This window comes from Dermacoccus sp. BD5 (genome assembly GCF_044878485.1).
GTDB classification, from domain to species: domain Bacteria; phylum Actinomycetota; class Actinomycetes; order Actinomycetales; family Dermatophilaceae; genus Dermacoccus; species Dermacoccus nishinomiyaensis.
Genome location: NZ_JANJER010000011.1, coordinates 1 through 12699 on the forward strand (window position 1 = coordinate 1; position 12699 = coordinate 12699).

Consider the following 12699-nt stretch of genomic DNA (forward strand, 5'->3'; position numbering starts at 1 on the left):
CCCGGCCGCGCAATTACCCCCCCTGGCCCCCCCCCCCCCCCGGCCCCGCGGCCCCCCCCCCGGCCGCCGCCCCCCCCCCGCGGGGCCGGCCCCCCCCCCCCCCCCCCCGGCGGTCTCGTTGCGTCACGTGGTCGAGCCGGCCGCCCGCGTCAACCGGGCGAGACCCCGGGGCGCCCTTGCGCGTGCCCGTCCGGCAAAGAATCGCCGCACGGGAGGTGAACTTCCGGTGAACAGATATCGGGCGCTCCCGCGAATTTCCCGCAGTGCCAACACCCGTTTGCGTACAGCGCACTCGGCGGCCACTGCGCGGTTGCACACTTGCCGTGTGGATTTCTCGTTCATTCTCCTCGTGCTCGTCATCGTCACGGCACTGGCGTTCGACTTCACCAACGGCTTCCACGACACCGGCAACGCGATGGCGACGTCCATCGCCACCGGTGCCCTCAAGCCCAAGGTGGCAGTCGCCCTGTCCGGCATCCTCAACCTGATCGGTGCCTTCCTGTCGGTCGAGGTCGCCCTCACCGTCACCAACGCAGTCATCAAGATCCAGGCCAAGGACGGCGCTCCGAAACCGGAGTTCCTCGCCGACCACGGCCAGGCCCTGCTGCTCATCGTGCTCGCCGGCCTCGTCGGTGGCATCGTGTGGAACCTGCTCACGTGGCTGCTCGGCATCCCGAGCAGTTCGAGCCACGCACTGTTCGGTGGTCTCATCGGTTCGGCCATCGCCGCGATCGGCATGGCGGGCGTCAAGTGGACGGGTGACGGTTCGAAGCTCGACGGTGTCGTCGGCAAGGTCATCATCCCCGCGTTCTTGTCGCCCTTCATCGCGGCGGTCGTCGCGGCGCTGGGCACGAAGCTCATCTACGCCATCACGAAGAAGGTCAGTCACGCCGAGTCCGAGCGTGGTTTCCGCTGGGGTCAGATCTGCAGCGCCTCGCTCGTCTCGCTCGCTCACGGCACCAACGACGCGCAGAAGACGATGGGTGTCATCACCCTCGCCCTCATCGGCTACGGCTCCTGGACCGACACGCACAGCGTCCCGCTGTGGGTGAAGTTCGCCTGTGCGCTCGCCATTGCGGCCGGCACCTACCTCGGCGGCTGGCGCATCATCCGCACGCTCGGCAAGGGCCTCGTCGAGATCGAGTCGCCGCAGGGCATGGCTGCCGAGTCGGCCAGCTCCGCCGTCATCCTCGTCTCGAGCCACCTCGGCTTCGCGCTGTCGACGACGCACGTCGCGACGGGTTCGATCCTCGGTACCGGCCTGGGCAAGAAGGGCGCGGAGGTCCGCTGGGGTGTCGCCGGACGCATGGTGCTCGCCTGGTTCATCACCCTGCCCGCCGCCGCGGTCGTCGGTGCGCTCATGTGGTACCTCGGTGACGTCATCGGTGGTGGCGCCGGCGGCATCGTCGTCTTCGCCATCCTGTGCGCGTTCGCGGCCTACATGTTCTACCACTCGCGCAAGACGCCGGTCGACCACACCAACGTCAACGAGGAGTGGGACCCGCAGGACCTCGCGGCGACGCACATCCCCGACGTCGTGGCCGAGTCCGACCGCAACACCGTCCACCCCGCGACCAAGGTTGGTTCCCGATGAACACTCTCTCCCTCGCGTTCGAGAGCGCCTGGAAGGTGCTTCTCGTCGCCATCGTCCTCGGTGCAGGCGTGCCTGCCCTGTTCGCCTTCGGCGTGCGTGGCTTCGCCGCCGGTGAAGGCGCTCTCACGACCGGCGAGAGCGCCAAGTCCTGGGGCAAGCGCGTCGGCCTGCTCTGCTTCACGCTCGTCGCCGTCGCGGTGGCGCTGGGCCTCGCCATCATCATCGCGTCGGGCTTCGGCTACAAGGTGTCGTTCGAGCACGTGTTCCCGACCTTCGCCGAGAAGAAGTGAGGCGATGAACCCAGCCCTCGAGCGCATCGTCAACTGGCTGCGCGTCAGCTACCCCACGGGGGTACCGGAGCGCGACTACCAGCCGTTGCTCGCGCTCATGCGGCGCCGGCTCTCTCCTGAGGAGATGCACGAACTGGGCAACCACCTCGTCGCCGACGGGCTCGTGCCCGCTGACCGGGTCGATGTGGGTGTCGGCATCACGAAGGTGACCCAGGAGCTGCCCAGCCCACAGGAGATGGACCGGGTGCTCGACCACCTGCACGAGTGCGGGTTCCCGCTGCACGACGAGTTCGACTGAGCACGACGTCAGACCGCACGCCAGGTGTCGACGCGCCGACGCATGACGCAGGGGGCCGGACGGTGAGATCTCACCGTCCGGCCCCTGGGTCATTTGCCCCCGGCTCTTCCGGGGTTTTCAGTGCCACCCGCGCCTCACGCCGCGACGAACTCGAAGGCGAGAGCTTCGATGCGGGCGCGAGTCTCACCGTCGGCGGCCAGCCGCTCGCCGACGCGTGTGGCGAGCGCGCGGACCTCGTCCTGGCTCAGCCCCGGTGCGAGTGTGAGACGTAGCCGCAGCACGCCCTCCCCCCCGTCGACGCATTCCTGGGCGAGCACGGCCTCCTCGACGCGCACAGCCTGCCCGATGGCGGAGCGCACGTGCGTGTCACGGTAGGCGGGCACCCAGGCCTGCTGCTGCGCGAGCGCCCAGACCATGCTCGCGCGCACGACGACGCGGTGCTCGCTGGCCATGTCGAGCAGCAGGACGTCGCATTCCTCTGAGATGGCCGCCTGCGCCGCGAACGCGGCCTTGACGGGTGACGGCCGGGCCGCCGGATCCCAGGCGGCGAGCGCTTCGAGGCTCGTGAAGACGGGCAGGCCCTTTGTACCGTCCGGCGCGGTCAGCGTCACGACAGCCATGTCGGTCGACTTCTCGACGGCGTGCTCCCCGCTCGTGTCGACCTCGGTGGGGGCGGCGACGATCGGCACGAGCAACCTGCTCTCGGCCAACGCTGCGACCCACGCCTCCTCGTCACCACTCGCCAGCGCCGCCATGAGAGCCGCATCGGCCTGGCCGCGGTCGTCGTCGAAACCGGTGCTCGTCACCTCGCGGCCGCTGAACGGGATGCCGGCCGTGTCGCTCGGCCCCGTGTCGCTCGACCCCGGGCCGCTCACTCGGGGCGCCCCGCGACGTCGAGGGCGTCGGCGAGCGTCATCGTGCCCTTGTAGAGGGCCGAGCCGATGATGGCGCCTTCGACCCCGCACGGCACGAGCTCGCGCAGCGCGCGCAGGTCGTCGAGCGTCGTCACGCCGCCGGAGGCGACGACGGGGCGGTCGGTGCGCTCGCACACCTGCTGCAGCAGCGCGGTGTTGGGGCCGGCGAGCATCCCGTCTTTCGCGACGTCGGTGACGACGTAGCGCGCGCAGCCCTCACGGTCGAGGCGGGCGAGGGTCTCCCACAGGTCGCCGCCCTCCTTCGTCCAGCCGCGGGCGGCGAGGGTGGTGCCGCGCACGTCGAGGCCAACGGCGATGCGGTCGCCGTGCTCGGCGATGGCGGCAGCGGTCCACTCGGGGTTCTCCAGGGCTGCGGTGCCGAGGTTGACGCGACGGCAGCCCGTGGCGAGCGCAGCCTCGAGTGACTCGGCGTCACGGATGCCGCCGCTCATCTCGACCTTGATGTCGAGCGTGCCGACGATCTTGGCGAGCAGGCCGCGGTTCTCGCCGCGTCCGAACGCGGCATCGAGGTCGACGAGGTGCAGCCACTCGGCGCCCGCTTCCTGCCACGCGAGTGCAGCGGCGACGGGGTCGCCGAACTGGCCGCCCGTCCCGGCGATGCCCTGGACGAGTTGGACGGCCTCACCTCCGGCGACGTCGACGGCCGGCAGCAGTTCGAGGCGGGGTTCGGTGGTCATGGTGCTCCTTCGAGCCGTCGGATCGGGGTGGCTGGGCATGGCATCAGAGGGTGTCGAGCCAGTTGGTCAGCAGCGCGGCGCCGGCGTCACCCGACTTCTCGGGGTGGAACTGGGTGGCGCTCAGCGCACCCTGCTCCATGGCCGCGGCGAAGGGGGCGCCGTGCGTCGCGAGCGTGACGCGGGCGCCCGAGTTGAGGTCGGCGACGGTCGCGGGGGCCGCGAACGAGTGGACGAAGTAGAACCGTTCGTCCTCGACACCGGCGAACAGTCGACTGCCGGGCGCCGGTTCGAGCTGCGACCAGCCCATGTGCGGTACGACCGGGGCGTCGAGACGCTCGACTCGACCATGCCACAGCCCCAGCCCGTCGACCGGTGACGGCGACGGCTCGCTCGAGCCGTCGAACATGACCTGCATGCCGACGCAGATACCGAGCACGGGGGCCTGACGTGTCAGTCGCTCTGCGATGAGCTCACGCCCGCCCGCGGCGACGAGCCCCGCGGCGCACGCGTGGAAGTTGCCGACGCCGGGCACGAACAGCCCGTCTGCGCGCGCCACGGACGTGGGATCGGCGGTGAGTTCGACGTCGGCGCCGATGCGTTCGAGCATGCGCACGGCGGAGTGGATGTTGCCGCTGCCGTAGTCGAGCACGACGACCTTCTTCATCGCTTGTCCTCCATCAGGGCGTGCCCTTCGATCTCTCGCCGTTCTTCGCGTTCCTCGCGGGTGTGCTTGTCGAAGCGTCGTACGGCCTTCGCATCAGGTTCGACGAGATCGGCCTCGATCGCCGCGCGCGGATGCAGCGCGAGCAGATGACCGGCGGGGATGCCGAGGGCGACCATGACGCCACGCAGCACCTCGATCGGCTCGGCGCCGCGCTGCGCGAGGACGCGTTCGAGCGTCTCGGGGTGCGATTTCTCCCCCACCGCGAGCAGATCCGCGAGGCTCGCCTGCGGCAGCGCCGCGCGCACGACCCCGAAACCGCGTCGCACGACGAACCAACGCGGCAGGGAGCGCCACCGTCGTGGCTGAACGAGGACGACGGCGTCGTCGCCGTGGACGAAGAACCCGGCGGCCGGGCGCATCATCTGCGGAACGGGGCGGGCGACGAGCACCGTCGCGGCGTCGTCAAAGGGCGCGGCCGCATGCCCAGGGCCCGCCGCGACGACGGCGCACCACGGCCCGTCGAGGTCGACGACGTACGCGGGTACGGTGCCCTGCTCGACCCAGCGGGCGACACGTTCGGCGTCCCCGCGTACGACGACGACGGCGTCGAGCGCGCCGGTGAAGTTCGACTGCCGACCTAGTCTCGGCATGACTCAGAGAGCACCCTTCGCGCTCGGGATTCCCTGCACGCGCGGGTCCTTCGCCATCGCGGCGCGCAGCGCGCGGGCGATCGCCTTGAACTGGGCCTCGACGATGTGGTGCGGGTCGCGCCCGGAGATGACGTTGACATGCAGCGCGATGCCCGCGTTGTAGCCGAGCGATTCGATGACGTGCTGCGTCAGGGAGCCGATGTAGTTGCCCCCGATGACCGCGTAGATCTGGCCGTCCGGTTCACCGGTGTGGACGACGTACGGGCGGCCCGCGACGTCGACGACCGCCTCGACGAGCGCCTCGTCGAGCGGCACCTTCGCGTCCCCGAAACGCGAGATGCCCGACTTGTCGCCGAGCGCTTCGCGCAGGGCCTGGCCGAGCACGATCGCGGTGTCCTCGACCGTGTGGTGAGCGTCCACGTCGAGGTCGCCGCTGGCGCGGATGCGCAGGTCGATGAGGCTGTGCTTGCTCAGCGAGTCGAGCATGTGGTCGTAGAAGCGCACCCCGGTGCGGATGTCGGACGTGCCCGTACCGTCGAGGTCGAGCCACAGCCTGATCGAGGCTTCCTTCGTCGTGCGCTCGATGAGCGCCGTCCGGTGGTCGGCGGGCACGTCGGGGATGACGAAGTCGGTCGCGTCGCTCATGCTTTCTCCTCCTGGAGGGCGTGCGTGGGGGCGAGGTCGGTGAGGGCCGCGATGACGGCGTCCGTCTCGGCGGGCGTGCCGGCCGTGATGCGCAGGTGGTGCGCGATGCCGACGTCGCGCACGAGGATGCCGCGATCGAGCAGGGCCTGCCACGTGGCGTGCGCGTCGGTGAGACCACCGATGAGGACGAAGTTCGCATCGCTCGGCGTCGGCGTAAGCCCTGCCACTCGCGCGGCCTCGACGATGCGGTCGCGCTGGGCCTTGATCGCATCGACCATGGCGAGCATCTCGTCGGCGTGGTCGAGGGCCGCCAGCGCGGTCGCCTGCGTCACCGACGACAGGTGGTAGGGCAGACGCACGAGACGCATCGCGTCGCAGATCTCGCGCGAGGCGGCCATATAACCGACGCGCGCGCCGGCGAAAGCGAACGCCTTGCTCATCGTGCGGCTGACGATCAGGCGCGGGTGATCGGCGAGCAGTTCGAGGGCGCTCGGCGTGCCCGGGCGCGCGAACTCGACGTACGCCTCGTCGACGATGACGACGGCGTTCGGCGCCGCGTCGTAGATGGCGCGCACGACGTCGTTGCTCACCGCGGTGCCCGTCGGGTTGTTCGGCGTGCAGACGAACACGACGTTCGGACGGTGCTCGCGCACCTGCTCGACTGCGAGGTCGACGTCGAGGTCGTGGACGCCCTCACGACGATCGCGCAGGCCGTCGACCCATGTCGTTCCCGCGCCGCGCGCGATGATCGGGTGCATCGAGTAGCTCGGCGTGAAGCCGAGCGCGACGCGGCCCGGGCCACCGAAGGCCTGCACGATGTGGCTGAGCACCTCGTTGCTGCCGTTGGCGGCCCACATCTGCTCGACGGGCAACCGGACGCCCGTCACGCGATCGAGGTAGTCGGCGAGGGCCGCACGCAGTTCGGTGAACTCGCGGTCCGGGTAGCGGTTCAGCCCGCCCGCGGCCTTCTCGACTCGCTCGACGATGCTGCGCACGACCGTCTCCGGCACGTCGTAGGACGACTCGTTCGTGTTGAGCGCGATGGGCACGTCGAGCTGCGGCGCGCCGTACGCGCTCTGGCCTCGCAGGTCTTCGCGCAGCAGCTGCGTGATCGTGGGTTCGCTCATGCGGGCGCGTTCTCCGTCCCGGCCTCTGCCTCGTCCCGACGCTCGAAGCGCGCCGTCACGGCCTCGCCGTGCGCCGGCAGGTCCTCCGCGTTCGCGAGCGTGACGACGACATCCGCGACCTCCGCGAGGGCGTCGCGCGAATAGTCGACGATGTGGACGCCCTTGAGGAACGACTGCACCGACAGCCCGCTCGAGTGGCAGGCGCACCCGCCGGTCGGCAGGACGTGGTTCGACCCGGCGGCGTAGTCGCCGAGGCTGACGGGCGAGTAGGTGCCGACGAAGATGGCACCCGCGTTGCGCACGCGCAGCGCGTCCTCGCGCGAGTTGGCGGTGTGGATCTCGAGGTGCTCGGCGCCGTAGGCGTCGACGACGCGCAGCCCGGCCGTGACGTCGTCGACGAGGACGATGGCCGACTGCGGACCGCCGAGGGCCGTGAGCACGCGCTCGCTGTGCTTCGTCGCGCGGGCGCGGCGCTCGAGGGCTGCCTCGACGTCGTCGGCGAGGCGCGTCGAGTCGGTGACGAGGACGGAGGCCGCGAGGTTGTCGTGCTCGGCCTGGCTGATGAGGTCGGCGGCGACGTGCTCGGCGTCCGCGGTGTCGTCGGCGAGGATGCCGATCTCCGTAGGGCCCGCCTCGGCGTCGATGCCGATGAGGCCCTTGAGCAGGCGCTTCGCGGCTGCGACGTAGATGTTGCCCGGGCCGGTGACGAGGTCGACGGGCTCGCACACGCTCGTGCCGTCCTTCTCCCGTGCGCCGTACGCGAACATCGCGACGGCCTGCGCGCCGCCGACGGCGTACACCTCGTCGACACCGAGCAGGGAACACGCGGCGAGGATCGTCGGGTGCGGGTAACCGGCGAACTCACCGGTGTTCTGCGCCTGCGGCGGGCTCGCGACGGCGACCGAGTCGACGCCCGCGACCTGCGCGGGCACGACGTTCATGACGACCGAGCTCGGGTAGACGGCGAGGCCGCCGGGCACGTAGAGCCCGACGCGCTCGACGGGGATCCAGCGTTCGGTGACGCTGCCGCCGTCGCTCACCTGCGTCGTGACGTCCTCGCGGGCCTGCGCGGCGTGGACGATGCGCACGCGGCGGATGGCTTCGACGAGCGCGTCCTTGATCGCGGGGTCGAGCTGCGCTTCGGCGGCGGCGAGCACCTCCGCGGGCACCCGCAGGTGCGTCGGACGCACCTTGTCGAATCGCTCCCCCAGCTCGCGCAGCGCGTCGGCCCCGTCATGGCGCACCTGCTCGCACAGCGGGCGCACGACGTCGAGGGCCGCCTCGATGTCGAACTGCGCACGCGGCAGCGCATCGCGCAGGCCGCGTGCATCGAGGGAGGTCAGGGCTGAACCACGAAGGTCACGACGCGAAATCACCGCTCCATTCTAGGCGGCGGCATCGAGCGCCTGCCCGCCCGTCTCAGCGTCGGAAGCTCGGTCCGGTGCTGTTGTGAGGATCCTCACCGTAGAACACGCGGTCGACGACGAGCCGGGCGCGCCGCGAGACCTTGCGGTACTCCTCGCCGAGCTGACGACCGTCACCGGCGGGCAGTCCGAGCAGCGTCGCGATGCCCTCCGCGTCGCGTAGATCGCTCGGCAGCGACTCGACGGGGCGGCCGCGCCACAGCACCGAGGCGTTGCGCACCCGGGAGGCGAAGGTCCACGCGTCGGCGAGCACCTCGGCGTCGTGGGCGTCCATGAGCTCGAGCTCGGCGAGCAGCCGCAGCGTCGAGATCGTGCCGGTCCGACGCAACTGTGGGTGGGCGTGGGCGTGCTGCAACTGGTGCAGTTGCACGCACCACTCGACGTCGGACAACCCGCCGCGCCCCAGCTTGAAGTGGGTGCGCGGATCGGCCCCGCGGGGAATGCGCTCGGCCTCCATCCGCGCCTTGAGCGTGCGGATGCGACGCACCGCGGCGTCACTGATGCCGCCCTCGGGCCAGCGCAGCGGATCGACGAGGTCGACGAAGGCGCGGCCCAGGTCGGCGTCGCCGGCGAGCGGGTAGGCGCGCAGCAACGCCTGGGCCTCCCAGCCCTCCGACCAGCGCTCGTAGTACGAGGCGTAGGAGTCGAGGGACCGCACCAGGGGGCCCTGCTTGCCCTCGGGACGCAGCGCGGCGTCGATCTCGAGCTTCGGGTCCGGCCCGGCGAGCCCCGCGAGGCGTCGCAACTCGGTGACGACGGCGAGCGCCTGGTCCTGCGCAGCACCGGCGTCGGCGCCGTCGCGCGGGCGGTGGACGTACATGACGTCGGCGTCGGAGCTGTAGCCGAGCTCGCGCCCACCGAAGCGTCCCATGCCGATGATCGTGACGTCGGTGAGGCGTGCGTCCGCGTCATCGCAGACGGCGCGCCATGCGAGGTCGAGCCCGGTCTGCAGCGTCGCGGCCATGACGTCGGTGAGGGCCTTCTCGACGCCCTCGAGGTCGAGTTCGCCGAGCACGTCGGCGATGGCGATGCGCGTCAGCTCGGTGCGGCGGACGGTGCGCGCCGCGAGCATCGCCTTGTCGACGTCGTCGTGGCGACCGGCGACGGACGTCATCGTCGCGCTGATCGCCTTCTCGTCACGCGGCACGCGCAGCGCAGGGTCGGCGAACAGCTTGACGCTCTCGGGCGCGCGTTCGAGCAGTTCCGAGACGTAGCGCGACTTCGACAGCACTTCGGCGAACAGTTCCGCGGTGCTGCCCTCGCGCAGTGTGTTGAGGTACCAGTGCGAGGTGCCGAGCTCGTCACTGATGCGGCGGTAGGCGAGCAGCCCGGCGTCGGGGGTCGGGCCGTCGGCGAGCCACTGCAGGATGACGGGCATGAGCGTGCGCTGGATCTGGGCGCGTCGCGACAGCCCCGACGTCAGCGCCTGCAGGTGGCGCAGCGCGCCGCTCGGGTCGGCGTAACCGAGCGCGGCGAGACGATCGCGCGCGCCCTCGTCCGACAACTTCGCCTCATCGTCGTCGAGACGCGCGACGGCCGACAGCAGCGGCCGGTAGAACAGCTTCTCGTGCAGGCGGCGCACCGAGCGCGCGAGCTCCTGCCAGTGGGCGGTGACGGCCTCGTCGGGGTCGCGCATCAACCCGACGCCGCGTCCGAGGCGGCGCAGGTCTGCGCTCGACGTCGGCATGAGGTGGGTGCGACGCATCTTGCTCAGCTGGATGCGGTGCTCGAGCACGCGCAGCTGACGGTAGGAGCGGTCGAGCGCCGAGGCATCCGTGCGCCCGACGTAACCCCACGAACTGAGCGCCTCGAGGGCGTCGAGCGTCGAGCGGGCGCGCACCCGCTCGTCGGTGCGTCCGTGGACGAGCTGCAGCAGTTGCACGGAGAACTCGATGTCGCGCAGACCGCCCGGGCCGAGCTTGATCTGGCGTGCCTGCTCGCTGACGGGCACGTGCGACTCGACGCGACGGCGCATCGCCTGCGCGTCCTCCACGAAGTTCTCGCGCTTGCTGGCCTGCCACACCATCGGCCGCATCGCGGCGATGTAGGCCTCGCCGACCTCACGGTCGCCCGCGATGGGGCGCGCCTTGAGGAGCGCCTGGAACTCCCAGCCCTTCGCCCAGCGCTCGTAGTAGTTGCGGTGGCTCGCGACGGTGCGCACGAGGGGGCCCTGCTTGCCCTCCGGGCGCAGCGCGGCGTCGACCTGCCACAGCGAACCCTCCCCCGTGCTCGCCGAGCAAGCGCGCATCAGCTCGGTCGCGAGCTCCGTAGCGAAGCGCAGGGCGACGTCCTCGTCGACCCCGTCCGCGGGCTGCGCGACGAAGATGACGTCGACGTCGGAGATGTAGTTGAGCTCGCGCCCGCCCGTCTTGCCCATGCCGATGACGGCGAGTCGAGCCTGCTCGGCGCCCTCGACGCTCTGCGTCGCGATGTGCAGCCCCGCCTCGAGCGCGGCACCCGCGAGGTCGGCGAGTGACGCTGCCGTCGCGGGCAGGACATTGGCGGGGACGTCGGTGACGTCGAGCGCCGCGATCTGCACGAGCTGACGACGGTAGGCCACGCGCAGCGCGTCGTAGGCGCTGACGTCGTCGTCCCGCCCGTCGATCTCGGCGATGAGCGCCTGAGCGAACGCCGCCTGGTCGCGACGCTCCGCGGCGACCACGTCGCGCCACTGCTCGGGCTTGGCGACGAGGTGATCACCGAGGGCGCTCGAGGCGCCGAGCACGCCGAACAAGCGCGCTCGTGCGAGCGGCTGCGTCAGCGCCTCCGTCAGCGCGCGCCGGCCGGGAGCATCGAGCGCCTCGCGCAACCGAACGAACGCGAGCAGCGCCTGGTCGGGGTCGGCGACCGCGCCCGTGACGTCGAGCAGGACGTCGGTCGGGACGAGGTCGGCGACCTCCTGGGCCATCGAGCCGGCGCGTTCGGTGTCGGTGTAGCCCGCCTTGCGCCAGGCCGCGGAACTCTTGGTCTGCTGCGTACGACTCACAACCGGCGCAGATCCTGCTTGATCTCGAACTCGGTCACCTGGTCGCGGTAGGCGGCCCACTCGTTGTGCTTGTTGCGCAGCACGAAGTCGAAGACGTGCTCGCCGAGCACCTCGGCGACGAAATCGCTCTCCTCCATCGTGCGGATCGCCTCGTCGAGCGAGGCCGGCAACGGTCGGATGCCCATGGCGCGACGCTCGCGCTCGGTGAGCGTCCACACGTCGTCCTCGGCCTCGGGCGGCAGCTCCATGCCCTGCTCGATGCCCTTGAGGCCTGCGCCCAGCATGACGGCGTACGCGAGGTAGGGGTTGCACGCTGCGTCGAGGGTGCGCACCTCGATGCGCGTGCTCTGGCCCTTGTCGGGCTTGTACATGGGGATGCGGATCATCGCGCTGCGGTTGTTGTGCCCCCAGCAGATGTGCGCCGGCGCCTCGGAACCGCCCCAGATGCGCTTGTAGCTGTTGACGAACTGGTTCGTGATCGCCGTGAACTCCGGCGCGTGGTGGAGCAGGCCGGCGACGAACTGGCGGCCCGTGCGCGAGAGCTGATACGGCGAACCCGGCTCGTGGAACGCGTTCGTGTCACCCTCGAACAGCGACAGGTGCGTGTGCATGCCGCTGCCGGGCTGGCCTGCCATCGGCTTCGGCATGAAGCTCGCGAAGATGCCCTGCTCGAGCGCGACCTCCTTGATGACGGCCTTGAACGTCTGGATGTTGTCGGCCATCGACAACGCGTCGGCGTAGCGCAGGTCGATCTCGTTCTGCCCCGGCCCGCCCTCGTGGTGACTGAACTCCACGGAGATCCCCATGTTCTCCAGCATCGTGATGGCGGCGCGCCGGAAGTGGTGGCCCGTGCCGTGCGGCACGTGGTCGAAGAACCCGGCCGAGTCGACCGGCACGGGACGGCCGTGGTCAAGGTCCTGCTCGAACAGGTAGAACTCGATCTCGGGATGGGTGTAGAAGGTGAACCCCAGGTCGGCGGCCTTCGTCAGCGAGCGGCGCAGCACGTCACGCGGGTCGGCGAGGCTCGGGGTGCCGTCGGGCAGCAGGATGTCGGCGAACATGCGCGCAGTGCCGGGGTTCTCGCCGCGCCACGGCAGCACCTGGAACGTCGAGGCGTCCGGGCGCAGCAGCATGTCGGCCTCGTAGACCCGCGCGAGACCGTCGATCGACGAACCGTCGAAGCCGATGCCCTCGGCGAACGCCCCCTCGAGTTCCGCCGGCGCCACGGCGACCGACTTGAGGGTTCCGAGCACGTCCGTGAACCACAGACGCACGAATCGGATGTCACGTTCCTCGATCGTGCGGAGCACGAACTCTTGCTGACGGTTCATGACGCCATCCTGCCTCACCGCGTCACCCGACGACGAGCGGCCCCGGGGATGATCCCCGGGGCCGCTCACATGTCGGAC

General features: G+C 70.7%; 12 protein-coding genes. 3 read left to right on the forward strand and 9 right to left on the reverse strand.

Features of this window, described 5'->3' with window-relative positions; genetic code table 11:
• Positions 1–325: 325 nt before the first annotated feature.
• From NQ706_RS09435 to NQ706_RS09445, 3 genes are read left to right on the forward strand one after another with little or no spacing between them, the layout of a single operon-like run.
• Positions 326–1594, forward strand: coding sequence for an inorganic phosphate transporter (locus NQ706_RS09435; RefSeq protein WP_038568580.1), 1269 nt, complete (start codon positions 326–328; stop codon positions 1592–1594).
• Positions 1591–1884, forward strand: coding sequence for a hypothetical protein (locus NQ706_RS09440; RefSeq protein WP_038568582.1), 294 nt, complete (start codon positions 1591–1593; stop codon positions 1882–1884). Before NQ706_RS09435 ends, NQ706_RS09440 begins: the two co-directional genes overlap by 4 nt.
• A 4-nt stretch (positions 1885–1888) precedes the next feature.
• Complete coding sequence (locus tag NQ706_RS09445) at positions 1889–2182, forward strand: DUF3349 domain-containing protein (RefSeq protein WP_038568583.1); 294 nt, start codon at positions 1889–1891, stop codon at positions 2180–2182.
• Positions 2183–2316: 134 nt separating this feature from the next.
• Here NQ706_RS09445 and NQ706_RS09450 read toward each other — a convergent pair whose 3' ends face one another.
• Genes NQ706_RS09450 through NQ706_RS09490 form a run of 9 tightly spaced genes read right to left on the reverse strand, consistent with a single transcriptional unit; the run spans position 2317 to position 12621 of the window.
• Positions 2317–3057 (reverse strand): SseB family protein, encoded by a 741-nt coding sequence (locus NQ706_RS09450; protein ID WP_038568585.1) that lies wholly within the window; start codon positions 3055–3057, stop codon positions 2317–2319.
• Complete coding sequence (gene priA / locus NQ706_RS09455) at positions 3054–3794, reverse strand: bifunctional 1-(5-phosphoribosyl)-5-((5-phosphoribosylamino)methylideneamino)imidazole-4-carboxamide isomerase/phosphoribosylanthranilate isomerase PriA (protein ID WP_038568587.1); 741 nt, start codon at positions 3792–3794, stop codon at positions 3054–3056. The genes NQ706_RS09450 and priA overlap by 4 nt, the downstream gene beginning before the upstream one ends.
• Before the next feature lie 43 nt (positions 3795–3837).
• Positions 3838–4458, reverse strand: coding sequence for an imidazole glycerol phosphate synthase subunit HisH (gene hisH / locus NQ706_RS09460; RefSeq protein WP_038568589.1), 621 nt, complete (start codon positions 4456–4458; stop codon positions 3838–3840).
• Positions 4455–5108, reverse strand: coding sequence for a hypothetical protein (locus tag NQ706_RS09465; protein ID WP_051805941.1), 654 nt, complete (start codon positions 5106–5108; stop codon positions 4455–4457). Before NQ706_RS09465 ends, hisH begins: the two co-directional genes overlap by 4 nt.
• Before the next feature lie 3 nt (positions 5109–5111).
• Positions 5112–5753, reverse strand: a complete 642-nt coding sequence (hisB, locus tag NQ706_RS09470) for an imidazoleglycerol-phosphate dehydratase HisB (RefSeq protein ID WP_051805944.1) — start codon at positions 5751–5753, stop codon at positions 5112–5114.
• On the reverse strand, positions 5750–6880 hold the full coding sequence (locus tag NQ706_RS09475) for a histidinol-phosphate transaminase (RefSeq protein ID WP_038568590.1): 1131 nt from the start codon (positions 6878–6880) through the stop codon (positions 5750–5752). Before NQ706_RS09475 ends, hisB begins: the two co-directional genes overlap by 4 nt.
• A complete protein-coding gene (hisD, locus tag NQ706_RS09480; protein ID WP_038568593.1) occupies positions 6877–8256 on the reverse strand; it encodes a histidinol dehydrogenase in 1380 nt (459 codons plus the stop codon). The genes NQ706_RS09475 and hisD overlap by 4 nt, the downstream gene beginning before the upstream one ends.
• Before the next feature lie 43 nt (positions 8257–8299).
• The gene (locus NQ706_RS09485; protein WP_038568595.1) at positions 8300–11290 is read right to left on the reverse strand and encodes a bifunctional [glutamine synthetase] adenylyltransferase/[glutamine synthetase]-adenylyl-L-tyrosine phosphorylase; all 2991 of its coding nucleotides are present in this window, start codon (positions 11288–11290) and stop codon (positions 8300–8302) included.
• Positions 11287–12621, reverse strand: coding sequence for a glutamine synthetase family protein (locus NQ706_RS09490; protein WP_038568596.1), 1335 nt, complete (start codon positions 12619–12621; stop codon positions 11287–11289). The genes NQ706_RS09485 and NQ706_RS09490 overlap by 4 nt, the downstream gene beginning before the upstream one ends.
• Positions 12622–12699 lie beyond the last annotated feature (78 nt).

Excerpts from the sequence above, each read along its gene's own strand:
- NQ706_RS09440 (WP_038568582.1), top strand. The coding sequence starts at position 1,591 with ATGAACACTCTCTCCCTCGCGTTCGAGAGCGCCTGGAAGGTGCTTCTC.
- NQ706_RS09445 (WP_038568583.1), top strand. The coding sequence starts at position 1,889 with ATGAACCCAGCCCTCGAGCGCATCGTCAACTGGCTGCGCGTCAGCTAC.
- priA (WP_038568587.1), bottom strand. The coding sequence starts at position 3,794 with ATGACCACCGAACCCCGCCTCGAACTGCTGCCGGCCGTCGACGTCGCC.
- hisH (WP_038568589.1), bottom strand. The coding sequence starts at position 4,458 with ATGAAGAAGGTCGTCGTGCTCGACTACGGCAGCGGCAACATCCACTCC.
- NQ706_RS09465 (WP_051805941.1), bottom strand. The coding sequence starts at position 5,108 with ATGCCGAGACTAGGTCGGCAGTCGAACTTCACCGGCGCGCTCGACGCC.
- hisB (WP_051805944.1), bottom strand. The coding sequence starts at position 5,753 with ATGAGCGACGCGACCGACTTCGTCATCCCCGACGTGCCCGCCGACCAC.
- NQ706_RS09475 (WP_038568590.1), bottom strand. The coding sequence starts at position 6,880 with ATGAGCGAACCCACGATCACGCAGCTGCTGCGCGAAGACCTGCGAGGC.
- NQ706_RS09490 (WP_038568596.1), bottom strand. The coding sequence starts at position 12,621 with ATGAACCGTCAGCAAGAGTTCGTGCTCCGCACGATCGAGGAACGTGAC.